This window comes from Pseudescherichia sp. L3 (assembly GCF_024656065.1).
Classification (GTDB): Bacteria; Pseudomonadota; Gammaproteobacteria; order Enterobacterales; family Enterobacteriaceae; genus Pseudescherichia.
In genome coordinates, this window is record NZ_JANKYC010000001.1 from 1,009,140 (window position 1) to 1,031,747 (window position 22,608).

Sequence of the window (22,608 nt, forward strand, 5' to 3'; positions counted from 1 at the left end):
TCAGGAGACGTAACGCTGAATGACCTAATGAAGGGATTCGTTGTTTCCTAAAGCGCTACTTATTATAAGCTTAAAAGGTAACAACGTTATGATCGCTTCATTTAAACTCGCTTTTCTTCATCCCCGTCACTGGTTGACCTGGTTTGGTCTTGCCATTCTGTGGCTTCTGGTTCAACTGCCTTATCCTGTCCTTCACCGCTTCGGTACTGGCCTTGGCCGCATCGCGCGTCCGTTTTTAAAGCGGCGGGAAAGCATTGCCCAGCGCAACCTTGAGCTCTGTTTCCCTGAGATGACGCCCGCTCTACGCGAAACGCTCATCAACCGAAACTTCATGTCATTAGGCATGGGGCTGATCGAGACCGGTATGGCCTGGTTCTGGTCGGACAAGCGCGTACGCCGCTGGTTCGACGTGGAAGGCTATCAGAATCTGGTTGAAGCCCAGACTAAACACCACGGTGTGATGGTCGTTGGCGTGCACTTTATGTCGCTGGAGCTGGGCGGTCGCGTCATGGGGCTGTGCCAGCCGATGATGGCCACCTATCGCCAGCACAACAGCCCGGTGATGGAGTGGGTGCAGACCCGGGGACGTATGCGCTCGAACAAATCGATGATCGACCGTCGTAACCTGAAGGGGCTGGTCAGCGCGCTGCGAAAAGGTGAAGCAGTGTGGTTTGCGCCGGATCAGGACTATGGCCGCAAAGGCAGCACCTTTGCGCCGTTCTTCTCCGTTAACGCCGCTACGACTAACGGCACCTATGTGCTGTCCCGCCTTTCAGGCTCGGCGATGCTGACGGTAACGATGATTCGTAAACCGGATGGCTCCGGCTACCAGCTGCATATCGGCAAGGCGTTAACCGACTATCCGGTAGAAAATGAGTTTGAAGCCGCCAGCTATATGAACCGGGTGATCGAGCGGGAAATTATGCGCGCCCCCGAGCAGTATCTGTGGATCCATCGCCGCTTTAAAACCCGCCCTATGGGCGAAGCCTCGCTCTATCTTTGATTCCTGGCTAAACGCCAACGTTAAACAGGCCTCTAATGAGGCCTGAATCAAGCTACTTTGTTCCATCGCCGTCTTTTCGGGATGATCGTTTTGACAGTGAATGGTAGTCCGCAAACGGAACAGACGGTTCCCTGAGGGCAGCTTTTGTCGGGGCAAAAAGTCGTGAAGAGAAACTTAGCGCCATTGCAGACGGGACACTTAAATTTGATGTTGGGGATAACCCCTCCGGCCCGTTGAAGGTGATCTCTACCTTAGCACCTTTTTAAACATTTACCGATAAATGATTAAATATTGCTTAACTATTCCTGCGCACTGCTAGTGGCATTAGCCCCCTGACAAGGCAAAACCCATCAATAACTGTGAAGATTCTTAAACGTCAGCAAGGATCTTAGCCATAATTTATAATTAGTTATGTAGCCTTTGTAGGCCAGTTATCCTGCTGGTGCATTTGTGGCTTAGAAAAATCAGAGGAGGTTAGGATGAACATTGACGATCAGAAACAAAAGGCCGAAGCGGAAATAGCGGCTCTCATTGCCAAAAAAATTGCTGAGTTACGTAAAAAGTCAGGACAGGAAGTGGCTGAGATTGAGTTTGTTGCTAACGAAACGATGACGGGTCTTGAAGGTTACGAGGTTAAAATTAAGCTGATTTAAGGAAGGCTTTGAAATGTTTGCTTTAGCGGCATTTTAACGGTAATAAAAAACCCGCACAGGGCGGGTTTATTTTTATTATCAGCAGAGCTTAACTGCTCAGGCTATCGCCTTCATCGCTGTCGTAAACGGCGCTGATAACCAGCGCAGATTACAGCGCTGTGACGTTGCCGGCCGCAGGGCCTTTAGCGCCATTTTCAATGGTGAAGGAGACTTGCTGGCCTTCATCAAGCGTTTTGTAGTTATCACCCTGGATAGCAGAGAAGTGTACGAATACATCTTTGCTGCCGTCGTTCGGGGTGATGAAACCAAAACCTTTATCTGCGTTAAACCATTTTACTAAACCAGTCATTTTATTAGACATAGATACTTCCTTAATTAATGAGCCACTAAGCGTGGCGATGATGGCCTGTATTTAGAGAGTGACTTATTTGGCACTTAGGAGGAGGCTCATGAAGAAGGGTATCTTTAGATAACACTTGAACTGAGGACTGCTTTACTAAAACTGCTTTCATAAGGTCTGTTTTCCAAACCGATGAAGGCATTAGGCCACACGGGAATTAATTGCGCAATGTTTATATTTTTTTATTTTAAGCGCTTAAATGCCCAGATGGCTGCATGGCTGGCAACTTTTTTACCGCTAATCGCATAAATAGGTATTACCTATGCATGTTTCAAATTTGACTCTTCATTAGCCGTTTTTTATAAAATAAGCATAAAATTCAATCTATTATTAGCTGGCATCCTTTCGTGTTAAGCCTGGCAGCAGCGTCTATGCTTAATAGAAGTGTACAAAAAGGGCCTTTAACGCGAATAACCCTGCGGATTAGAGGTTGAAGTGATAATCATTATCACTAACATAGCGTTATGTCCTGCTGACGTCATCATGTGAGGTAGACCTATGGAATTGCATTCAGGGACTTTCGATCCAAACAATCCTGGCTGGCAGGGTTTGATTCTGACCCCTGCAGCGGCGGAGCACATTCGCGCCCTGACCAGTAAGCAGCCCGAGCTGCGCGGCGTACGTCTTGGCATCAAACAGACGGGCTGCGCAGGGTTTGGCTATGTACTGGATACCGTGACCGAACCTGCGGAAGACGATTTGCTCTTTGAGCGCGACGGCGCACACCTGTATGTTCCCTTACAGGCCATGCCGTTTATTGATGGAACCACCGTCGACTATGTGCGCGAAGGATTAAACCAGATATTTAAATTTTATAATCCGAAAGCTCAGCACGAATGCGGCTGTGGTGAAAGCTTTGGGGTATAGGCGGTACTATGTCTCGTAATGTTGAGTCTCATAAAACTGAAGCAATGGACGATGTCCAGACCTGGTCAGGCCCCCTTAACTATAAAGAGGGCTTTTTTACCCGGTTACAGACCGACGAGATGGCCCACGGCATCAATGAAGATGTGGTGCGGGCTATTTCGGCCAAACGAAATGAACCTGAATGGATGCTTGAGTTCCGCCTGAATGCGTTTCGGGCCTGGCTGACCATGGAGGAGCCACACTGGCTCAAGGCTCACTATGACAAGCTCAACTACCAGGATTACAGCTACTACTCCGCGCCCTCTTGCGGCAACTGCGACGATACCTGCGCGTCTGAGCCGGGTGCGGTTCAGCAGACCGGCGCGAATGCCTTCCTGACCAATGAAGTCGAAGAGGCGTTTAATCAGCTGGGTGTACCGGTGCGTGAAGGGCGCGAGGTGGCGGTGGACGCCATCTTTGACTCCGTTTCGGTGGCGACAACCTATCGGGAGAAACTGTCGGAGCAGGGGATTATCTTCTGCTCTTTCGGTGAGGCTATCCACGATCACCCCGAGCTGGTGAAGAAATACCTCGGTACGGTCGTACCCGGCAACGATAACTTCTTTGCCGCCCTGAACGCGGCCGTCGCCTCCGATGGCACCTTCATCTACGTGCCGAAAGGCGTGCACTGCCCGATGGAGCTCTCAACCTATTTCCGTATCAATGCGGAGAAAACGGGTCAGTTCGAGCGTACCATTCTGGTAGCCGATGAGGGTAGCTATGTGAGCTATATTGAGGGCTGCTCGGCACCGGTGCGCGATAGCTATCAGCTACATGCTGCGGTAGTCGAGGTGATCATCCATAAAGACGCGGAGGTGAAATACTCCACCGTGCAGAACTGGTTCCCGGGGGATAACAACACCGGCGGTATTCTGAACTTCGTGACCAAGCGTGCGCTGTGTGAAGGTGAAAACAGCAAAATGTCCTGGACGCAGTCTGAAACCGGCTCGGCGATCACCTGGAAATACCCCAGCGTTATCCTGCGCGGCGATAACTCTATCGGCGAATTCTACTCCGTGGCGCTGACTAGCGGCCACCAGCAGGCTGATACCGGCACCAAGATGATCCACATTGGTAAGAACACCAGGTCGACGATCATCTCGAAGGGGATCTCGGCGGGGCAAAGCCAGAACAGCTATCGTGGGCTGGTGAAAATCATGCCGACAGCCACCAACGCACGTAACTTTACCCAGTGTGACTCAATGCTGATTGGACCTGACTGTGGGGCGCACACCTTCCCCTATGTGGAATGCCGCAACAACAGCGCTCAGCTAGAGCATGAGGCGACCACCTCGCGCATTGGTGAGGATCAGCTCTTCTACTGCCTGCAGCGCGGCATTAGCGAAGAGGATGCGATATCCATGATTGTTAACGGCTTCTGTAAAGATGTCTTCTCCGAGCTGCCGCTGGAGTTTGCCGTAGAAGCACAAAAACTGCTGGCAATTAGCCTTGAACACAGCGTCGGTTAAGGAATAAGGGAATCCCTATGTTAAGTATTAAAGATTTACAGGTATCCGTTGAAGATAAAGAGATCCTGCGCGGTCTGAGCCTCGAGGTTCGGCCCGGCGAGGTACATGCCATTATGGGACCCAACGGCTCCGGTAAAAGTACGCTGTCGGCGACCCTGGCCGGGCGGGAAGATTATGAAGTCACCGGCGGCAGCGTTGAGTTTAAAGGTAAAGACCTGCTGGAGCTGGATCCCGAGGAGCGCGCTGGCGAGGGCGTCTTTATGGCGTTTCAGTATCCGGTGGAGATCCCCGGCGTCAGCAATCAGTTCTTCCTGCAGACAGCCCTTAACGCCGTGCGCAAGCACCGGGGTCAGGAGGAGCTGGACCGTTTCGACTTCCAGGATCTGATGGAAGAGAAGATCAAGCTGCTGAAGATGCCGGAAGATCTGCTCACGCGTTCGGTCAACGTTGGCTTCTCCGGCGGTGAAAAGAAGCGCAATGACATTTTGCAGATGGCGGTGCTTGAGCCTGAGCTGTGCATTCTTGATGAAACGGACTCCGGCCTGGACATTGATGCGCTGAAGATTGTCGCTGAGGGTGTGAACTCCCTGCGCGACGACAAGCGCGCCTTTATCATCGTGACGCACTACCAGCGCATCCTTGACTACATCAAACCGGATTACGTGCATGTCCTTTATCAGGGCCGCATTGTGAAATCAGGCGATTTTACGCTGGTCAAACAGCTGGAGGAGCAGGGCTATGGCTGGCTTACAGAACAGCAGTAACGCGCTGCAGCAGTGGCATCATCTGTTTGAAGCTCAGGGCGGGAACCGTTCTGAGCAGGCCCAACAGCACCTGCAGCAGATGCTGCGTCTTGGCCTGCCGACGCGCAAACATGAGGACTGGAAATATACGGCCCTCGACGGTCTGTTGAAGCACCAGTTTGTCGCGAAAAGCAGCCACGTTAGCGCAGAGCAGCGCGATGCCCTGGCGCTGCCGATAGATGCGCTGCGCCTGGTATTCGTCGACGGACAGTTTGATGCTGACCTTAGCGACAGCCTCGACGGCAGCGGGTATAGCGTATCGATCAACGATGAGCGCAGCGCATTGCCCGCGCCGGTGCAGCCAGAGGTGTTTTTACATCTCACTGAAAGTCTGTCAACGAGCGTGACGCATATTCACGTGGCGCGTAACCAACGGCCCTCTAAACCGCTGCTGTTGATGCACATTACTCAGGGGCTGGACGGGGACGAAATGAATACTGTCCACTACCGGCACCATATTGAACTGGCAGAGAGCGCTGAGGCCACCCTCTATGAGCACTACGCCAGCCTCAACGATCGGGGACATTTTACCGGCTCACGCCTGACGATGAATGTCGGGGCCAACGCGCAGCTGCACCATGTGAAGCTGGCGTTTGAGAACGCGGGTAGTTACCACTTTGCCCATAACGATCTCTTTATGGCCGCCGATGCCGCTGCCTGGAGCCACAGTTTTCTGCTCGGCGGGGCCGTGCTGCGCCACCATACCAGCACCCAGCTTAACGGTGAAAATAGCACTCTGCGCATCAATAGCCTGGTGATGCCAGTGAATAACGAGGTATGTGATACCCGTACCTGGCTTGAGCACAACAAAGGCTTCTGTAACAGCCGCCAGCTGCACAAAACTATCGTTAGTGACAAAGGACGCGCGGTGTTTAACGGCATGATCAACGTGGCTCAGCACGCCATCAAAACCGACGGGCAGATGACCAATAATAATCTGCTGCTGGGCCGGCTGTCGGAGGTCGATACCAAGCCACAGCTGGAGATCTATGCCGACGACGTGAAGTGTAGCCACGGTGCAACCGTTGGCCGCATTGATGATGAACAGATGTTTTACCTGCGCTCACGCGGCATTGAGCAACAGGCCGCGCAGCAGATGATTATCTACGCCTTTGCCGCTGAACTGACGGAAGCCATCAGTGACGAGGCGCTTAAGCAGCAGGTGTTGAGCCGTATTGGTCAGCGCCTTGCAGGGGGCAACGCATGAGTTATTCCGTGAGCGATGTGCGGGCAGATTTCCCCGTCCTGTCGCGTGAAGTGAATGGCGTGCCGCTGGCGTATCTGGACAGCGCTGCCAGCGCGCAGAAACCCAATCAGGTTATCGACGCCGAGGCCGAGTTCTATCGTCACGGTTATGCGGCTGTGCATCGGGGGATCCATACTCTGAGCGCGGAGGCAACGCAGCGGATGGAGAACGTACGCGCCCAGGCGGCCGGTTTCCTTAATGCCCGGTCAGCAGAGGAGCTCGTCTTTGTCCGCGGCACCACCGAAGCGATTAACCTTGTGGCTAACAGCTGGGGCAGCAGCCAGATCCGCGCCGGGGACAACATCATCATTACGATGATGGAGCACCATGCCAATATCGTGCCGTGGCAGATGCTGTGTGAGCGTACCGGTGCTGAGCTACGGGTGATCCCGCTCAATCCCGACGGGACGCTGCAGCTGGACGTCTGGCGCGAGCTGCTTGACGATCGCACCCGCCTGTTGGCAATTACCCAGGTGTCTAACGTGCTGGGCACAGAAAACCCCATCGCCGAGATGACTGCGCTTGCTCACCAGCATGGTGCTAAGGTGCTGGTGGACGGTGCTCAGGCGGTGATCCACCATACCGTTGATGTCCAGGCGCTGGACTGCGACTTCTATGCCTTTTCCGCGCATAAGCTCTATGGGCCTACCGGTATCGGCATTCTGTATGTCAAAGAGGATATCCTTCAGGCTATGCCGCCGTGGGAAGGGGGCGGGTCAATGATCGCGACCGTCAGCCTGACCGACGGCACGACCTATGCCCGCGCGCCGTGGCGCTTTGAGGCCGGTACGCCGAATACCGGGGGGATTATCGCTCTTGGTGCAGCCATCGAGTACGTTAGCACGCTGGGTCTCGATAACATCCAGGCTTACGAGCAATCTCTAATGAGGTATGCGCTGGCTGAGATGGCCACCGTGCCTGATATCACTCTGTACGGTCCCGCGCAGCGTCAGGGCGTCATTGCGTTCAATTTAGGTAAGCATCACGCCTATGACGTCGGGAGCTTTCTCGATAATTACGGCGTGGCGGTGCGTACCGGTCATCACTGCGCGATGCCGCTGATGGCGTTTTATAACGTACCAGCCATGTGTCGTGCATCGCTGGCTATTTACAATACGCAGGAAGAGGTGGATCGTCTGGTAGCCGGGCTGAAACGCATTCATCAGCTGCTGGGCTAACAAAGGAGCGGTTATGGCTGAATTACCCGATAAAGAGCGGCTGCTGCGTAACTTTACGCGCTGCGCTAACTGGGAAGAGAAGTATCTGTATATTATCGAGCTGGGCCAGCGTCTGCCTGCCTTGAGCGAGCAGGCGCACAGCGCAGAAAACACGATTCAGGGCTGTCAGAGCCAGGTCTGGATCGTAATGCAGCAAAATGAGAGCGGCATTATTGAACTACAGGGCGATAGCGACGCGGCCATTGTAAAAGGCCTGATTGCCGTCGTCTTTATTCTCTATCAGCAGATGACGGCGCAGGATATTGTCGCTTTTGACGTCCGCCCGTGGTTTGAAAAAATGGCCCTTGCCCAGCATTTGACCCCCTCACGCTCCCAGGGACTGGAAGCGATGATCCGCGCAATTCGTAACAAAGCCGCCAACATTAGCTAAACTGTTTTTATAGCTTTCATCCTGTTACGCGAGGTGACTTTTCTCCTCGCGTAATTTTCAGCTTTCTGGCGCTGGGCCAGTGAATACGGGAAACTCTGTATGAAACGCGCGTCTCTAATAACAGTGAGCATTATCAGCGCATTTAGCGCTATTCAAACTGCCCAGGCAGCAGACTATTTACTGCCGCCGCCGGGTAGCCGTCTTATCGGTCAAAACCAGACCTATACCGTGCAGCCTCAGGATCGTAATCTTCAGGCGATCGGTCGTCACTTCGACACGCCTGCGATGTTACTTATTGAAGCTAACAACACTATCGCGCCTGTACCAAGGCCTGGCACGGTGATGACCATCCCTACGCAGATGCTGCTGCCGGATACGCCTCGGGAGGGGATAGTGGTCAATCTGGCCGAACTACGGCTCTATTTCTATCCGCCGGGTGAAAACAGCGTCCAGGTTTACCCTATCGGCATCGGCCAGCAGGGGCTTGAAACACCCGTCACGCTGACCAGGATAAGCCAGAAGATACCCAACCCTACCTGGACACCACCTGCGGGCATACGGGCGCGCTCGCTTGCCAAAGGCATTACACTACCCGCCGTAGTCCCTGCCGGGCCAAATAACCCGCTGGGACGCTTTGCGCTGCGTTTGGCAGAGGGAAGGGGTGAGTACCTGATCCATGGTACCAGCGCGCCTGACAGCGTTGGGCTACGCGTCAGCTCTGGCTGTATCCGTATGGCTGCACCCGATATCCAGGCGCTCTTCTCTCAAGCCTCTACGGGCATGCCGGTACGTATTATCAATGAGCCGGTGAAGTACTCCGTTGAGCCTGACGGCAAGCAGTATATTGAGGTGCATCGCCCGCTCTCGCAGCAGCCAGAGGAGAACACGCAAACCGTGCCAATCACTCTGACAGCGACCTTTAGTGACGCTATTCGTCAGGCGGGAGGCGATCAATCCACAGTTGATAAAGCCATGCTGCGGCGTGCAGGGTATCCGGTGAACGTACCGGTTGCAAAGGGCGCATCTGGCCCGGCGGCGGTGCTGTCAGCACACAATAGCCAGACGCCGTCAGTGACCGGAGCAGAGAGCGAAGGGGCGGGAGTAACAATGACACAGTAGTCAGAAGGCGACTGAATGACAGGCAAAAAAAATGGCGCACACTGTGCGCCATTTTATTACAGGAACTCTTACTTACGGTAAGAGTGAGCCTGGTTGTCCAGACGCTGGTTAGCGCGAGCTGCGTCGTCTTTAGCAGCCTGAACGTCAGAACGGATTGCGTTCACGTCGTTGCTCAGCTGGTCAACTTTAGCGTTCAGAGTCTGAACGTCAGAAGACAGCTGGTCGATTTTAGCGTTGCTGGAGCAACCTGCCAGCAGAGTAGAACCCAGGATTACCGCGCCCAGTACCAGTTTAGTACGATTCATTATTAATACCCTCTAGATTGAGTTAATCTCCATGTAGCGTTACAAGTATTACACAAACTTTTTTATGTTGAGAATATTTTTTTGCTGGGAATACACCTAAATTTGATCGTTCGCTCAAAGATGCACCGACTTTGGCGAAAATGGTAAAAAAGCTGTGTGAAAACAGACCATTTTCATCGGATATATCTTATGAAATACGACGTTAAATAGTCTAATCCGATTTGCATTCCTAATGAGAGGGTCTGTGGGGGAATAAAAAAAGCGCCCGGAAGGCGCTTTTAGTGCAAATTAATAGAGCTGTTAATAATTACAGTACATGCACAGATGCTGTATTAGTTGTACCGCTCGGAACCAGCGCACCGGAAACCATTACAACCACGTCGCCTTTCTGCGCCAGGCCGCTCGCCAGGGCGATCTCTTTACCCTGCAGGTAGAAATCATCCGTAGAGGCGATCTCGTTCACCAGCTGCGCGACAACGCCTTTGCTCAGCACCAGCTGACGAGCGGTCAGTTCGTTAGTGGTCAGCGCCAGAATGGTGGCATCCGGGAAGTATTTACGTACCGCGCGGGCAGATTTACCACCCTGGGTTGCGACCACGATCAGCGGTGCTTCCAGTTTTTCAGCGGTTTCTACCGCACCACGGCAAACGGCTTCGGTGATACGCAGCTTGCGGCTGTCGTTGTTGAAGTCCAGACGGCTGGTCATCACGCGGTCTGTACGCTCACAGATGGTCGCCATGATGGTCACTGCTTCCAGCGGGTACTTACCCTTAGCCGACTCACCGGAGAGCATCACAGCATCGGTACCGTCGAGGATGGCGTTGGCGACGTCGCCAGCTTCAGCGCGAGTCGGACGCGGGTTCTTGATCATGGAATCCAGCATCTGGGTGGCGGTGATCACCACTTTACGTGCACGGATACATTTTTCGATCATCATTTTCTGGGCGAAGATCACCTCTTCAACCGGGATCTCAACGCCCAGGTCGCCACGGGCAACCATGATGCCGTCAGAGGCTTCGAGGATTTCGTCGAAGTTGTTCAGACCTTCCTGGTTTTCAATCTTGGAGATGATCTGAATGTTTTCGCCGCCGTGCGCCTTCAGGTGCTCACGAATTTCAACTACGTCGGAACGTTTACGGATAAAGGACGCTGCAACAAAGTCAACGCCTTGCTCGCAACCGAAGATCAGATCCTGTTTGTCTTTTTCCGCAAGGGCAGGCAGGGCGATAGAGACGCCCGGCAGGTTAACGCCTTTGTTTTCGCCGAGGTCGCCGTTGTTCAGCACTTTACAAACAACGTTGTTGCCTTCGATAGCGGTCACTTCCATACCGATCAGGCCATCGTCAACCAGCACGGTGTTGCCAACCGCGAGGTCAGTGGTGAAACCTTCATAGGTCACAGCAACGATATCGCTGTTACCAACAACGGATTTATCGGTGGTGAAGGTGAAGGTCTGGCCCGCTTTCAGGGAGACGTCGTTACCGCCTTCCAGTTTAATGGTACGAATTTCCGGCCCTTTGGTATCCAGCAAAATCGCGGCTTTTTTACCGGTTTTGCTCATTACGTTGCGCAGGTTCTGGATGCGCTGACCGTGTTCTGCATAGTCACCGTGAGAGAAGTTGAGACGCATGACGTTCATGCCGGCGTCCAGCATCTTGGTTAACATCTCTTCGGATTCGGTTTTCGGGCCGATGGTGCAAACAATTTTGGTCTTTTTCATGACAGTCTTAGTCTTTAAGTTGTGAAGGATAGGAGAATAGTGCTCCGGGGGCGCACCACCGCGGAGTCAAACCTGTGTTGCGAAAGCTGCGATGCCACAGCGTAAGGATAGGTGACATCAAAAGAGCGTGCAGAGTAATGTGTGCTTGAGTTCCAGCCCAAAACGGGAGTATGCGATGTGATAGTTGAATTTTACAGTTCAATGAGCTGAAACCATTCAATAGCGACCAGACACCTATTATACGCTGAAAAGAGAGCAAAAGGAAAATGAAAACAGCGTTTCAAAAAGGTTATGGGCAGTTTCACAACGAAGTGTGACCAAGGTGTTAAGTATTCACATATTGACAAAATCCCGCCCTGTCCACTGACCCTGCAACTAAACTGTCTTTTTTTTGCGCTCCTGTTTTTACTTTTCAGCATTTTTAAGCCTGTTCAATATTTAATATTTATTAACGGTTAGTCTGACTTACACCCCTCATTAACGTAGTCTACACCTGGAGAGTCTATGGGAGATATATCTACGCATTTCGATCGTCGGGAGTTTGCTTGCCACTGCGGTTGCGGATTTGCCGCAGTTGATAAGAGACTCAATGAGATACTTGAAGATGTTCGCTGCTATTTTACTATGCCGGTAGTGATAAATTCAGCGTGCCGTTGTCCGGATTATAACCAAAAAATAGGTGGGGCTAAAAAGAGTCAACATACTAAAGGGATGGCTGCTGATATTAAAGTCATGAATATATCGCCTGACGCCGTGGCGGAATATCTGGAGAGAGTGCACAGTGCATGTTCAATTGGCCGCTATGATACATTTACCCATGTGGATATTCGTAACATCCCAGCGCATTGGGATAGGCGTAGCAACTAATATTCAATGATGCGTATTTTTTAGATTTTACCGAAGCGAGTGGGCTACTCGCTTCATATGTATGAACAAGCAGATATTCCTAAATGAAAATATTTATGACTCTTTTGATTTGAGCGATATAGTGAGTGCTTTTCTTATTGTTGCCATGATACAAATAAATAATTGGTCGGCGATCTTTTATGGGTAAACAGATGACGCCGTCGACTTTAAACATGGTGGCCATTTTCCTGGTCAGAAATGAACACCCTTTTCCCGTACGTACATTATATAGCAACCCTGTAAGGTTGAAATTGTGTTCAATAAACGTGATGTCAGGCATATGATCTTTAGCCAGAAGATAAAAGCTGCGTTGAAGATAGGAAGTTGAGCGATCTTTCCAGATAAAAATACCGGTTTTATTGTGATTAGACAGGTAATTGTCAGACATGCAGATGACTAACTCATCTCCCTGCCATCTATCAACTTCACAGCTGGCATTAGGGCTAATCTCCCTCAATGATATAACAAGCGTATTTTTGCGTGCTATTTCATCAATGTCATTCAAGTTGACAACATAACGTTCACAATTAAAAGAAATGTTTTCACTTTTCAACGCCATGATAATCTGTTGGTAGAGTAGTTCTGGCATGCTAATATCAAACAGCAGCGTTAGCGGACTTTCATTGCTACCCGAGCGGCATTCGTTTTCAAGGGCCAGTATCATTTCGTAAATAGGCTTACACTTCTGATAATATTCAACGGCAAGGTCCGTTGGTTCAAGACTGTTGTAGGTGCGGTTGAACAGCTTGCCTCCAAGGTAGTCTTCAAGTTCAAAAATTGCCTTGCTCAGGGGAGAACGTGTTATGCAAAGGGCTTCAGCTGCTTTAGCAAAATTGCGCTCCTCCATCGTAACCATAAAATATTTCATTTTCTTAGCAAGTAATACGCCCATTCGGCAATCTCCTGTGAGGCTATAAGAGTAGTGTCAAAACATCGTTCGCTCATCCAAAACCGTATTGCTTTATAATTGTAATGTTATTGATATGTCCATTGTTATCGAACAATAAACATTAAAAATGAGCAGGAAGATGATTACTTTTGGATTAACTTTGCTCTTTTTATGAGCACTATACGGCCGCAATAGCAATATCATTGGCTTTGTCAGCCTAAGGAAGGGCAGGGTTAAGATAATGCAATAATAACTTATTTATAATTACTAATGGCCCAACGCCATCACAGGTCTCAATAATTATGGCTCTCTCAACTATTATTGGCCATGACGCAGATACTTTTATAGCTGCTTTTGCTGGTAGCATTATATTTGTGGTCTCGGCGATCGACTTTGCTGTCTGGGCGCGTATTTTACTGTTTGCCGCATCTATGATCGTTGGCCTTACCTGCTCAGGTTTTTGTGCGCAGCTATTATCCCTGCTGAGTGGTAAGCTATTAGGGTTAGCGCTTGATGTTCCGCCTGGAGTTGGTGCCGTGATAGGTGCCGCAGCAGCGGTACGATTACTCATGTATTTAAGCACCCGTCCGAAAAAGATGGGATCAATTTTCGATCGCGGTTTTGTAAAAGGTAAAAAATAATATGCTTTATTATAGTTATATAATTAATATCCTTGTGGCAGGGATGATAATCGCGAAGATTGTTTTTATCTATGCGACTCGGTCACCTCAGCATCCGGCCTACTCATGGGCAGCATGGACTTTAGCCGTGGCCTGTAGTGCGCTCATCGTCTGGGTTTTTCAAGGGTATTTCAAACTGGCTGAGCTGGCACAGGCCGTTATCAATATTGTTTTCTGCATCGCACTATTTTCTGCCGATGGCGATCTTGCGCTTATGATAAAGGGGCATCGAAGCCAGTCAGACAGGTAACCCCACTTTTACGGGAGTCGTTAATAGCTATCTAACTCATTTTGTGCAGAATCAAACAGCAGATGAGATTATGCTGCCCTGGCTCGATGAATAGCTGCACAGCAACACCTGGCATCATTAAATAAGCGCTAACGTAAATACCATGAGTGTCCCGTTGAGCTTTCAACCGTTAGTTCTGGTATTGTCGCGGGCAAGCATTGACTTAAAACAGCCCAGCCGCCGTTGGGTGCAGCGCTGAGCCTAAAAATAGGGGGGTGATATCTGATTTACGCTTCAGCAAACTTAAGCAGCGCATCGCCATCGAGGCGGTAGCGTACCCACTCGCTCTGCGGAAGCGCGCCGGTGCTGAGGTAAAAATCGATAGAGGGTTTGTTCCAGTCGAGCACGCTCCACTCAAGACGGCCACACTGGCGGGCAACTGCACACTGGGCAATATGCTTCAGCACTGTTTTTCCTGCGCCTCTACCACGGAATTTGGGTGAAACGTAGAGATCTTCCAGATAAATACCGTTTCGGCCGAGCCATGTCGAGTAGCTGGTGAAGAAAACGGCATAGCCCACCGCCTCACCATCAATCTCACAGATTAGGGCTTCGGTTTTACTCTCCGGGCCAAACAACGTTTCGCCGATCTCTTCAGGTGTGGTCACCACCTCTTCCGGCGCTTTTTCATATACTGCCAGCTCATAGATCATGGTGTAGATAGTGTTTGCATCTGTCGGGCGGGCCTGACGAATCGTGATACTCATCCGTTTTCCTGTGATTTTTAGCAATAGATCAAATTGATGCTGCCTAGCATAAGCGAAGCGCTCAGCGAGGCACAACAGCGTGGCTGAAAAAGGGCTTAATATCGCTGCGCAGTCTGCTGGTGTGAAGAGACAAACTCTGAGGATAGAAAAAAGCAAAAAGCCCGCTAAAAAGCGGGCTTCTTTAATTTGGCTCCTCTGACTGGACTCGAACCAGTGACATACGGATTAACAGTCCGCCGTTCTACCGACTGAACTACAGAGGAATCGTGTGAACGCAGCGAATATTAGCGGCTAAAAAAATTTTGTCAAACGTCATTTGAATCAATGAGGTTCGTCTGCTGCTTCTCTCGCCACTCTGATGTTTTTGGCAACAAAATAGCCGCAAAATACTTTGCAGGATCGGCATTTCTCCCTCATCATTTGAAATGAGGTTTCAACTTTCTCTCTCTCGCACTCTCGCTAAGGTCCATTTTGAACGTCAATGCCGCTCTACGACAGGCCGTCGTACGCACGTCCTGGTATAAAAAACGCAAAAGTTATCGCGTTCTCTTCTGGCGTGAGATCACCCCGCTGGCGGTACCCATCTTTCTGGAGAACACCTGCGTACTGCTGATGGGAGTGCTTAGCACCTTTCTGGTCAGCTGGTTAGGTAAAGAGGCGATGGCCGGTGTCGGCCTGGCGGATAGCTTTAATATGGTGGTGATGGCCTTTTTTGCCGCGATCGATCTGGGGACCACCGTCGTGGTCGCCTTCAGCCTGGGCAAACGCGACCGACGGCGCGCAAGAGCAGCTGCGCGGCAGTCGCTGGTGATCATGACCCTCTTTGCCGCCGTGCTGGCGGCGGTGATCCACTACTTTGGCGCGCAGATTATTGATGTCGTTGCAGGGGAGGCGACCCCGCAGGTTAAAGCGCTAGCGCTGACCTATCTGGAACTGACGGTGCTTAGCTATCCGGCGGCAGCGATTGCGCTTATTGGCAGCGGGGCGCTGCGTGGGGCCGGGAATACCAAAATTCCGCTGATGATTAATGGCGGCATGAACATTCTCAATATCATTATCAGCAGCGCGCTGATCTACGGTGTCTTCTCCTGGCCGGGGCTAGGCTTTGCCGGTGCCGGGCTGGGCCTGACGATCTCTCGCTACATCGGCGCGGTGGCGATTATTTGGGTGCTGATGATCGGCTTTAACCCGGCGCTGCGCATCACGCTTAAAAGCTACTTTAAGCCGCTGAACTTTGCCATCGTCTGGGAAGTGATGGGTATTGGCGTCCCGGCAAGCATTGAGTCGGTACTCTTTAACAGCGGCAAGCTGCTGACGCAGATTTTCGTGGCCGGAATGGGGACCAACGTCATCGCCGGTAACTTTATTGCCTTCTCCGTGGCGGCGCTGATCAACCTGCCGGGGAACGCGCTGGGCTCCGCCTCAACGATCATTACCGGCAGGCGGCTGGGTAAAGGGCAGATTGGCCAGGCCGAGCGCCAGCTGCGCCATGTTTTCTGGCTATCGACGATCGGCCTGACCGCTATTGCCTGGTTTAGCGCGCCGTTTGCCGGCCTGCTGGCCTCGTTCTATACCCCGGAACAGGATGTGCAGGAGGTTGTAAAAGTTCTGCTTTGGCTTAACGCGGCCTTTATGCCTATCTGGGCGGCATCGTGGGTGCTGCCGGCGGGGCAGAAGGGGGCTCGTGACGCGCGCTTCGCGATGTGGGTGTCTATGCTCGGCATGTGGGGCTGCCGCGTGGTGGCAGGCTATACATTGGGCGTTGTGCTGGGTATGGGCGTGGTCGGCGTCTGGCTGGGGATGTTCCTCGACTGGGCGGTGCGCGGGGTGTTCTTTTACTGGCGTATGGTCAGCGGTCGCTGGCTGTGGAAGTACCCGCGGGTTAAGCGGCTGGATGGACAGTAACCAGGCGGGCAGAACGGATTATTGTGCCACTTGGGGAATTATTGGGCAATCGGTCGATTTTTTTAAATCACCCTTTGACAAGGCCACGCCTCGTCGTTAATATTCGCCCCGTTCACACGATTCCTCTGTAGTTCAGTCGGTAGAACGGCGGACTGTTAATCCGTATGTCACTGGTTCGAGTCCAGTCAGAGGAGCCAAATTAAAGAAGCCCGCTTTTTAGCGGGCTTTTTGCTTTATGCTGTTTTGATTTCCCTATAGTATGTCAGCTGTCTCCATTACTACTATACAACCTGGGTAAAACGAAACTGCGGCGTTTCCGTCCAGTCGTGGGATGACTTCAACCCTGGTGAAATCGGGGATCGTAAGTCTGGCACCGCACGCCACCAGTTCAACTCCCCCAATGCCAACGCAAAAAGCACCCGCTGCAACAGCTGAGGTCACGCCGCTTCTTGAGTCTTCAAACACAACCGTTTTCCCGGCGGGCATAGCCAGTCGTTCGGCAGCGAGAAGATAGGGATCGGGGAACGGCTTACCTCGCGCCACATCGTCACGTTCGACAACGACAGAGATGCAGGCCTGAACGCCGAGCATGGCCGTTACCCGATCAATTTTCTCTCTCCAGCCGCTGGTCACAATGCCAACCTTGATTCTTGCTGCATCCAGGGCGGTAATCAACTGCGCTACACCAGGGATCGGTTCGTAGTCCGCCGTATTTTCAACATGAATAATATGCGCCTGTACCCTTTCTCGATCCTTCAGCGACAGGTCGCTAAACAGCGCCTGGATAGTATGCGGACCAGGCTGCCCATGAATATGTTTGACAATATCGTCTGCAGATATCATCTTGCCAAACATCTCCGCTGCTTCACGCCAGGCTCTCTCTATTACCGCATTTGAATCGATAAGAACGCCGTCCATATCAAACAGTACGGCTGCTGCACAGGGGATATAATTAGACATGGGCGATTTCCTTGTTATGCGTATCGTATGTTCCAACCAGACTTGAGGCTACGACAACTTGCCCCAATGAAATACCGCCATCATTGGTGGGAACGCGTTGATGGCAGTAAGGATCCAGCCCGGCGGCGTTCAATCTCTCCATGGCATTGATAAGCAGGAATTCATTACAGAATACCCCTCCGCTTAGAACAATCTGCCTGGTATTTGAGCGTGTTGACAGTTGCATACAGACAGCTGTGATCGTCTCTACAATGGTGGAATGAAAGCGCCGGCTCAGTTCAGCCAGGTCCGGACGGACTGACATTAGAGCCAAAACCAGCTCATTTATCATTGGGCGATAATCTATTTCGTAACAGCCATTACGTTCCACAATGTCAACGCTAAAGGGCTGTCCCATCTTAAGATCGCGTTGCAGCAGTGCTTCCAGTTCAATGGCTGCCTGCGCTTCATATTCAATATGCGTGCAGACGCCCATCAATGCGGAGACTCCATCGAAAAGCCTGCCCATACTGCTGGTTACAGGCGCATTGAATTTCCTTGCTGCCATCTTTGCGTATATTGCTCGTTGTTCGAATGATAAACTTCTTAAGCCGGGAAGAGGGTATTCGGGAAGGGATTCACCATAGATCTCGGTTAATAATGAAATAGCCACCCGGACAGGCTCTTTGATCGCGTTATCCCCTCCCGGTAGGGCTATATGACGAAGGTGCGCCGCGCGATCGACGCTTCTCGTATCTCCGATAAGAAATTCGCCTCCCCAAATAGTCCCGTCGATGCCATAACCCGTGCCGTCAAATATTACGCCAATAGTCTTTCCGGATAGCCCATTATCAGCCATGCAGGAAGCCATATGGGCATGATGATGCTGGACCTGAATAACACGACGCTGCGATTGGTTCATTGCGCTCCGCGTTGAGCGAAATGCAGGGTGAAGATCGCAGGCTAACGTCGAGGCCTCAATACCAAGCAGCTTTTGCAGATGATTGATACAGTCGATATGCGATGTAGCGGTAAGATCATTTTTGAGATCGCCAATATGCTGGCTCATGAATACCTTATTGCCTTTAGCAATACTGACGGTGGTTTTTAACTCAGCTCCAAGCGCAACGATCGTGCCCACATCATAGGCAAGGTGGATAGGATAGGGAGCATAGCCACGGGAGCGGCGAAGATATAGGTGAGTACATTTTTCCGTATCACGATGCGCCATGACGCGAACGACGGAGTCATCTATGCGCGTATGAATATCACGATCGTTAAGAATAAAGTAGTCGGCTATACCACCGAGCTGCTCGAGCGCCTGGGCATTATTAAAGACGATGGGATGACCTGAAATATTGCCGCTGGTCATGACCAGTGCGGACAGGCTGGGATCCTCCAGCATCAAATATTGCAGAGGCGTGGAGGGTAACATGATCCCGATATTGGGGTTATGCGGAGCGATGGCCTCAGGAAGTCCAGGCTGGCGTTTGCGTAGTAGTACGATGGGGCGTTCCACGCTCTCCAGCAGTGCTTTTTCATGAAGGCTAATATCGGCAATGCGTAAAGCCTGCTCAATGTCAGCCACCATAACGGCAAAAGGCTTCGCATCTCTGCGTTTACGTATTCTCAACATCTTTACGGCGTTCTCATTATTGCCGTCAACAACAAGGTGAAAACCTCCCAGACTCTTAATGGCGAGAATTGCCCCTTCACGCAATTTTGCTATGGCAAATCTGACGATATCATGGGTATTGATTGGCGTTCCCTTCTGCGAGACCAGTTGCAGCTTAGGGCCACATACGGAACAGGCATTAGGCTGTGCATGATAGCGGCGACTCTCAATGTCATTATATTCACGTTTACAGGCCGGACACATAGCGAAAATGCGCATTGTCGTCTGGGTGCGATCGTAAGGCATCGCTTTTATAATGGAGTAACGCGGCCCACAGTTCGTACAGTTAATAAACGCGTAACGATAGCGGGAGTTGTTTGGATCGCGCATTTCGTTAAGGCAATCCTGACAGACGTTAGAGTCGGGGGGAATAATGGTGTCCATATTCGTTAGCTGGCGGCTCTTACGAATAGTGAATGCCTCATAGCACTGGCCAGGATCTTCTGCTTCTACCTCTTTAATGCTGCTAATTCTGGCCAGCGGCGGTGGACTCAATACCAGCTCATCCATTATGCAGGAAATATTTACCGGTGTTGCTTGTAGCTCAAGCAGCACTCCCTCTGAGTCATTAAGTACCCAGCCTGTGGCGTCAAAAGTTCGCGCCAGCCGGTGAACAAAAGGACGGAACCCCACCCCTTGTACAATACCGCAGATGCGATAACGCCGGGTTTCTCTCGCGTTGGATTGCTCAGCAGAGTCGTGGTAATTCGGCACCATATAGCTCCTCTATAGTCGTCAGGGTCCCATCCGGTTCAATCATGCACACTTTCGCCTCAGGAACTGGCATGACTTCGCCAACGATCGCTGCTTTTTGTCCGAGTGGGTGTGCCTGCAGTAGCATGAGGATTTTTTCTGCGATGTCAGGTTCGACAAACAGACAAAGGCACCCTTCATTGGCAAGATTGATGACATCCACGCCCAGCATATCTGCGGCCATAGCCGCTTCAGGTTGGATCGGTAATGCGCGACGGTCACAGCGAATCTCGTGATTTGCGGCACGGGCGTGTTCATGGAGGACGGCGGAGAGGCCTCCACGCGTCACGTCCCTCATCGAAGCTATTTTTCCTGCAGGAATGGAATCAACGAGCCGCTGGATCAGATGGTTAAGAGGGGCGCAGTCGCTAAGAATATTCCTTTCGAATCCAAGTCCTTCACGCATGGATAACAGGTGAATTGAATGGTTGCCAATATAGCCACTCAGTATAATTTTCTGTCCAGGACGCACGTTTTTAATAGAAAAGACGTTGTTTTCAATAACACCTACGCCGGCGGTGTTGATGAAGATCCGGTCGGCCTCCCCCTTACCGACAACTTTGGTATCGCCAGCAACGATCTTGATCCCTGCAGCAATAGCCGTATCACGTACCGACTTAATAATGGTGTCAAAATCAGACATCAACATTCCAGCCTCAATAATGAGACTGAGCGTCAAGTAGAGTGGGCGTGCTCCACTCACGGCAAGATCGTTGACGGTACCGCAAACGGCAATTTTACCGATATCGCCGTTGCCAAAAATAAAGGGAGTAACAACAAAAGAGTCCGTTGTGAAGGCAATATGTTGGCAGGGTAGCGTAAGTAAGGCACTATCCTCCATTGTTCCCAGGTAGGTGTCACCAAGAATTGCTGCGATCTTCTCGACCAGTTCGCGGCTGAGACGGGCGCCTGTACCATGATCCAGCACTATCTTCTCAATGGGTCTCTCTACTTGCGTAGGATGCCTATTCATGAGGCACTCCTTTCACCGCGTTCCGGAAGATCGTTATATCTCTCCAACAGGGAAAGAATTTCAGCGGATGGCGCAACTGTCGCGCAGTAATCCGCAAGCCACTCTAAAGCCCGTGCGGTATCCTCTGCTGAGGGGGCGAAAACGCAATCATTAGGAATCCAGACATTATATCCGCGGAAAAAAGCATCTGCGGCCGTTGTTTGCACACAAACATGTGTTTGCAAACCCGTCACTATGACGGTTTTTACCCCCAGCTGCTGCAACGTTTCGTCAAGATTATTATTAAAGAAACCGCTGTCTCTTCCTTTTACAATTATCAGATCCGAAGGATGATAAATAGCATCAATAATTTGGTTTTCAGGTCTGCCTGCGATGGCGGGAATACCGGCTTCACGATTTTTATAGCGTCGTTGCACTGTGGGATCGTCAGGATCATTAATGAGTTGTAGATGAATGACTGTTTGGTCGAGTTTTCGGATGTTATTAAGAAAGTGATTAAAATCAGCGATTTTTCGGTCCAGTTCTTGAGGTAAGAGGCTGATTTTATAGGTAAACTCGTATTGTAGATCATTGGTGAGAACAGCAACATTTGGCATACTTATATCCCTTTGCATTCATGAAGGTAATTAATTCGGGTAACGATCTTACTGCGATAAGTGAAAATTAGATTCAATTATCACCTAAAATAGTTATCATATGCCTGTTATAAGGGGCTGTATAATTCCATTTTATTGAGGGTTCAATAAATGAAAGGAATAGATATAAAATTACTGCGTGCTTTTATTACGCTGGCGGAAAACAAAAGTTATAGCCATGCTGCAAAAACGCTTTTCCTCACCCAGCCCGCGCTCTCTAAGCAGATACAAACGCTTGAAAAACTGACCGGCGGGAACCTTTTCCTTCGTGGTCGCCATGGCGCAACCCTGACTGACTTCGGAACACTGCTTTTTGCTAAGGCAAATGCGCTCCTACAGTCCCACATTGACTTCCTTGATTATGCAAAAGAGCTGACGGCACAAAGGCAGGAAAAAATAGCGTTGGGGTTTGGTATTTCATCATTCCATAAAGTTCCCATATGGATAAATCGATTCCATCAGCAGTTTCCTCAATGTGATGTGGTCATCAATCAGCTCCCCTCCAGCGTGCAGATGAAAATGTTATTGGATGGCAGCCTGCATGTCGGTTTTGTGCGAATGCCGGTAACCGAAGGCCTCTCTTCAATAATAATTCACAAGGAGACGCTGGCTCTGGCCATCCCGGCAGAAAGCCATATTGAACCGTGGAATATTCAGCATGCTTTATCAACCTATACGCTACTCCAACTGCATCCCTCTTCCGGCCCGTGCCTTGCAGAACAGACGGCAGCGTTTCTCCAATGTAACCAGTTTAACGTCAGGCCCGCCACGGTAACGGAGGATATACCCACACTTTTGGCGCTGGTTGCCGGTGGCAACGGTATCGCTTTTTTGCCGAAGAGCGTTCAGCATTTTTTACCCGCTGGCGTAAAACTGCTGGTGCCGCCGGAAAATCAGATCCACTGGAATATTGGTGTTGCCTGGAATGCAAAAAAGAAAAGCGCCTTGCGTGATGATTTTTTACAGTATGTTGTGACGGGCAATACGGTAAACGAGCGGTAAAAACAAAGAAAAGCCCGCAAAAA

At 50.9% G+C, this 22,608-nt stretch carries 23 protein-coding genes and 2 tRNA genes; 15 read left to right on the top strand and 10 right to left on the bottom strand.

Features of this window, described 5'->3' with window-relative positions:
* The first annotated feature begins 88 nt into the window (after positions 1 to 88).
* Positions 89 to 1,003 (top strand): kdo(2)-lipid IV(A) palmitoleoyltransferase, encoded by a 915-nt coding sequence (gene lpxP, locus NR795_RS04940; RefSeq protein WP_144812057.1) that lies wholly within the window; start codon positions 89 to 91, stop codon positions 1,001 to 1,003.
* Positions 1,004 to 1,482: 479 nt separating this feature from the next.
* On the top strand, positions 1,483 to 1,656 hold the full coding sequence (locus tag NR795_RS04945; protein WP_144812034.1) for a GnsA/GnsB family addiction module toxin: 174 nt from the start codon (positions 1,483 to 1,485) through the stop codon (positions 1,654 to 1,656).
* Positions 1,657 to 1,804: 148 nt separating this feature from the next.
* Here NR795_RS04945 and cspA read toward each other — a convergent pair whose 3' ends face one another.
* Positions 1,805 to 2,017, bottom strand: a complete 213-nt coding sequence (gene cspA / locus NR795_RS04950; RefSeq protein WP_144812031.1) for an RNA chaperone/antiterminator CspA — start codon at positions 2,015 to 2,017, stop codon at positions 1,805 to 1,807.
* A gap of 537 nt (positions 2,018 to 2,554) precedes the next feature.
* Between cspA and sufA the strand changes: the two genes are divergently transcribed.
* From sufA to NR795_RS04985, 7 genes are all read left to right on the top strand, one after another.
* Positions 2,555 to 2,923, top strand: coding sequence for a Fe-S cluster assembly scaffold SufA (gene sufA, locus NR795_RS04955; RefSeq protein ID WP_042394773.1), 369 nt, complete (start codon positions 2,555 to 2,557; stop codon positions 2,921 to 2,923).
* Positions 2,924 to 2,931: 8 nt separating this feature from the next.
* Positions 2,932 to 4,431 carry a Fe-S cluster assembly protein SufB gene (sufB, locus tag NR795_RS04960; protein ID WP_144812027.1) on the top strand — a complete coding sequence of 500 codons (1,500 nt, stop codon included), beginning with the start codon at positions 2,932 to 2,934 and terminating at the stop codon, positions 4,429 to 4,431.
* Between the two features lie 17 nt (positions 4,432 to 4,448).
* The gene (gene sufC / locus NR795_RS04965) at positions 4,449 to 5,195 is read left to right on the top strand and encodes a Fe-S cluster assembly ATPase SufC (protein WP_144812023.1); all 747 of its coding nucleotides are present in this window, start codon (positions 4,449 to 4,451) and stop codon (positions 5,193 to 5,195) included.
* Positions 5,170 to 6,441 (top strand): Fe-S cluster assembly protein SufD, encoded by a 1,272-nt coding sequence (gene sufD / locus NR795_RS04970; RefSeq protein ID WP_257757379.1) that lies wholly within the window; start codon positions 5,170 to 5,172, stop codon positions 6,439 to 6,441. The genes sufC and sufD overlap by 26 nt, the downstream gene beginning before the upstream one ends.
* Positions 6,438 to 7,658 (top strand): cysteine desulfurase SufS, encoded by a 1,221-nt coding sequence (sufS, locus tag NR795_RS04975; RefSeq protein WP_144812016.1) that lies wholly within the window; start codon positions 6,438 to 6,440, stop codon positions 7,656 to 7,658. Before sufD ends, sufS begins: the two co-directional genes overlap by 4 nt.
* A gap of 13 nt (positions 7,659 to 7,671) precedes the next feature.
* On the top strand, positions 7,672 to 8,088 hold the full coding sequence (gene sufE, locus NR795_RS04980; protein ID WP_042394762.1) for a cysteine desulfuration protein SufE: 417 nt from the start codon (positions 7,672 to 7,674) through the stop codon (positions 8,086 to 8,088).
* Between the two features lie 99 nt (positions 8,089 to 8,187).
* Entirely contained in the window at positions 8,188 to 9,207 is a 1,020-nt protein-coding gene (locus tag NR795_RS04985) for a L,D-transpeptidase family protein (RefSeq protein WP_257757381.1), read from the top strand.
* Positions 9,208 to 9,275: 68 nt separating this feature from the next.
* Here NR795_RS04985 and NR795_RS04990 read toward each other — a convergent pair whose 3' ends face one another.
* Entirely contained in the window at positions 9,276 to 9,512 is a 237-nt protein-coding gene (locus tag NR795_RS04990; protein ID WP_007374746.1) for a major outer membrane lipoprotein, read from the bottom strand.
* Positions 9,513 to 9,819: 307 nt separating this feature from the next.
* On the bottom strand, positions 9,820 to 11,232 hold the full coding sequence (gene pykF / locus NR795_RS04995) for a pyruvate kinase PykF (protein WP_144812009.1): 1,413 nt from the start codon (positions 11,230 to 11,232) through the stop codon (positions 9,820 to 9,822).
* Positions 11,233 to 11,736: 504 nt separating this feature from the next.
* Between pykF and NR795_RS05000 the strand changes: the two genes are divergently transcribed.
* Positions 11,737 to 12,099, top strand: a complete 363-nt coding sequence (locus NR795_RS05000) for a D-Ala-D-Ala carboxypeptidase family metallohydrolase (protein ID WP_257757382.1) — start codon at positions 11,737 to 11,739, stop codon at positions 12,097 to 12,099.
* 79 nt (positions 12,100 to 12,178) lie between these two features.
* Here NR795_RS05000 and NR795_RS05005 read toward each other — a convergent pair whose 3' ends face one another.
* Positions 12,179 to 13,030 carry a LysR family transcriptional regulator gene (locus NR795_RS05005; protein ID WP_144812002.1) on the bottom strand — a complete coding sequence of 284 codons (852 nt, stop codon included), beginning with the start codon at positions 13,028 to 13,030 and terminating at the stop codon, positions 12,179 to 12,181.
* Positions 13,031 to 13,329: 299 nt separating this feature from the next.
* On the opposite strand from NR795_RS05005, the gene NR795_RS05010 reads away from it, so the two are divergent.
* Together NR795_RS05010 and NR795_RS05015 are read left to right on the top strand one after the other, a co-directional pair.
* Positions 13,330 to 13,668, top strand: coding sequence for a phage holin family protein (locus NR795_RS05010; protein ID WP_257757383.1), 339 nt, complete (start codon positions 13,330 to 13,332; stop codon positions 13,666 to 13,668).
* Between the two features lies 1 nt (position 13,669).
* On the top strand, positions 13,670 to 13,957 hold the full coding sequence (locus NR795_RS05015; protein ID WP_144811995.1) for a phage holin family protein: 288 nt from the start codon (positions 13,670 to 13,672) through the stop codon (positions 13,955 to 13,957).
* 266 nt (positions 13,958 to 14,223) lie between these two features.
* On the opposite strand, the gene NR795_RS05020 is transcribed toward NR795_RS05015, so the two are convergent.
* Together NR795_RS05020 and NR795_RS05025 are read right to left on the bottom strand one after the other, a co-directional pair.
* Positions 14,224 to 14,703: a GNAT family N-acetyltransferase gene (locus NR795_RS05020; RefSeq protein WP_144811986.1), complete on the bottom strand. Its 480-nt coding sequence runs from the start codon at positions 14,701 to 14,703 to the stop codon at positions 14,224 to 14,226.
* A 187-nt stretch (positions 14,704 to 14,890) separates the two neighbouring features.
* Positions 14,891 to 14,966 (bottom strand) — tRNA-Asn (locus NR795_RS05025).
* A gap of 205 nt (positions 14,967 to 15,171) precedes the next feature.
* Here NR795_RS05025 and NR795_RS05030 point away from each other — a divergent pair.
* Positions 15,172 to 16,608 (top strand): EmmdR/YeeO family multidrug/toxin efflux MATE transporter, encoded by a 1,437-nt coding sequence (locus tag NR795_RS05030; protein WP_144811983.1) that lies wholly within the window; start codon positions 15,172 to 15,174, stop codon positions 16,606 to 16,608.
* Between the two features lie 121 nt (positions 16,609 to 16,729).
* A tRNA-Asn gene (locus NR795_RS05035) sits at positions 16,730 to 16,805 on the top strand.
* Between the two features lie 55 nt (positions 16,806 to 16,860).
* Here NR795_RS05035 and NR795_RS05040 read toward each other — a convergent pair.
* From NR795_RS05040 to NR795_RS05055, 4 genes are read right to left on the bottom strand one after another with little or no spacing between them, the layout of a single operon-like run.
* The gene (locus NR795_RS05040; RefSeq protein WP_257757384.1) at positions 16,861 to 17,568 is read right to left on the bottom strand and encodes an HAD family phosphatase; all 708 of its coding nucleotides are present in this window, start codon (positions 17,566 to 17,568) and stop codon (positions 16,861 to 16,863) included.
* Positions 17,561 to 19,939 carry a carbamoyltransferase HypF gene (gene hypF / locus NR795_RS05045; RefSeq protein WP_257757385.1) on the bottom strand — a complete coding sequence of 793 codons (2,379 nt, stop codon included), beginning with the start codon at positions 19,937 to 19,939 and terminating at the stop codon, positions 17,561 to 17,563. The genes NR795_RS05040 and hypF overlap by 8 nt, the downstream gene beginning before the upstream one ends.
* Complete coding sequence (gene hypE / locus NR795_RS05050) at positions 19,911 to 20,948, bottom strand: hydrogenase expression/formation protein HypE (RefSeq protein WP_257757386.1); 1,038 nt, start codon at positions 20,946 to 20,948, stop codon at positions 19,911 to 19,913. Before hypE ends, hypF begins: the two co-directional genes overlap by 29 nt.
* Positions 20,945 to 21,544 (bottom strand): cysteine hydrolase, encoded by a 600-nt coding sequence (locus NR795_RS05055; RefSeq protein WP_257757387.1) that lies wholly within the window; start codon positions 21,542 to 21,544, stop codon positions 20,945 to 20,947. Before NR795_RS05055 ends, hypE begins: the two co-directional genes overlap by 4 nt.
* Positions 21,545 to 21,694: 150 nt before the next feature.
* Between NR795_RS05055 and NR795_RS05060 the strand changes: the two genes are divergently transcribed.
* Positions 21,695 to 22,585 carry a LysR family transcriptional regulator gene (locus NR795_RS05060; RefSeq protein WP_257757389.1) on the top strand — a complete coding sequence of 297 codons (891 nt, stop codon included), beginning with the start codon at positions 21,695 to 21,697 and terminating at the stop codon, positions 22,583 to 22,585.
* Positions 22,586 to 22,608: the final 23 nt, after the last annotated feature.

What these genes read in the sequence shown, in the direction of transcription:
- lpxP (WP_144812057.1), top strand. Translation starts at nt 89, where the DNA reads ATGATCGCTTCATTTAAACTCGCTTTTCTTCATCCCCGTCACTGGTTG.
- NR795_RS04945 (WP_144812034.1), top strand. Translation starts at nt 1,483, where the DNA reads ATGAACATTGACGATCAGAAACAAAAGGCCGAAGCGGAAATAGCGGCT.
- cspA (WP_144812031.1), bottom strand. Translation starts at nt 2,017, where the DNA reads ATGTCTAATAAAATGACTGGTTTAGTAAAATGGTTTAACGCAGATAAA.
- sufA (WP_042394773.1), top strand. Translation starts at nt 2,555, where the DNA reads ATGGAATTGCATTCAGGGACTTTCGATCCAAACAATCCTGGCTGGCAG.
- sufB (WP_144812027.1), top strand. Translation starts at nt 2,932, where the DNA reads ATGTCTCGTAATGTTGAGTCTCATAAAACTGAAGCAATGGACGATGTC.
- sufC (WP_144812023.1), top strand. Translation starts at nt 4,449, where the DNA reads ATGTTAAGTATTAAAGATTTACAGGTATCCGTTGAAGATAAAGAGATC.
- sufD (WP_257757379.1), top strand. Translation starts at nt 5,170, where the DNA reads ATGGCTGGCTTACAGAACAGCAGTAACGCGCTGCAGCAGTGGCATCAT.
- sufS (WP_144812016.1), top strand. Translation starts at nt 6,438, where the DNA reads ATGAGTTATTCCGTGAGCGATGTGCGGGCAGATTTCCCCGTCCTGTCG.
- sufE (WP_042394762.1), top strand. Translation starts at nt 7,672, where the DNA reads ATGGCTGAATTACCCGATAAAGAGCGGCTGCTGCGTAACTTTACGCGC.
- NR795_RS04985 (WP_257757381.1), top strand. Translation starts at nt 8,188, where the DNA reads ATGAAACGCGCGTCTCTAATAACAGTGAGCATTATCAGCGCATTTAGC.
- NR795_RS04990 (WP_007374746.1), bottom strand. Translation starts at nt 9,512, where the DNA reads ATGAATCGTACTAAACTGGTACTGGGCGCGGTAATCCTGGGTTCTACT.
- pykF (WP_144812009.1), bottom strand. Translation starts at nt 11,232, where the DNA reads ATGAAAAAGACCAAAATTGTTTGCACCATCGGCCCGAAAACCGAATCC.
- NR795_RS05000 (WP_257757382.1), top strand. Translation starts at nt 11,737, where the DNA reads ATGGGAGATATATCTACGCATTTCGATCGTCGGGAGTTTGCTTGCCAC.
- NR795_RS05005 (WP_144812002.1), bottom strand. Translation starts at nt 13,030, where the DNA reads ATGGGCGTATTACTTGCTAAGAAAATGAAATATTTTATGGTTACGATG.
- NR795_RS05010 (WP_257757383.1), top strand. Translation starts at nt 13,330, where the DNA reads ATGGCTCTCTCAACTATTATTGGCCATGACGCAGATACTTTTATAGCT.
- NR795_RS05015 (WP_144811995.1), top strand. Translation starts at nt 13,670, where the DNA reads ATGCTTTATTATAGTTATATAATTAATATCCTTGTGGCAGGGATGATA.
- NR795_RS05020 (WP_144811986.1), bottom strand. Translation starts at nt 14,703, where the DNA reads ATGAGTATCACGATTCGTCAGGCCCGCCCGACAGATGCAAACACTATC.
- NR795_RS05040 (WP_257757384.1), bottom strand. Translation starts at nt 17,568, where the DNA reads ATGTCTAATTATATCCCCTGTGCAGCAGCCGTACTGTTTGATATGGAC.
- hypF (WP_257757385.1), bottom strand. Translation starts at nt 19,939, where the DNA reads ATGGTGCCGAATTACCACGACTCTGCTGAGCAATCCAACGCGAGAGAA.
- hypE (WP_257757386.1), bottom strand. Translation starts at nt 20,948, where the DNA reads ATGAATAGGCATCCTACGCAAGTAGAGAGACCCATTGAGAAGATAGTG.
- NR795_RS05055 (WP_257757387.1), bottom strand. Translation starts at nt 21,544, where the DNA reads ATGCCAAATGTTGCTGTTCTCACCAATGATCTACAATACGAGTTTACC.
- NR795_RS05060 (WP_257757389.1), top strand. Translation starts at nt 21,695, where the DNA reads ATGAAAGGAATAGATATAAAATTACTGCGTGCTTTTATTACGCTGGCG.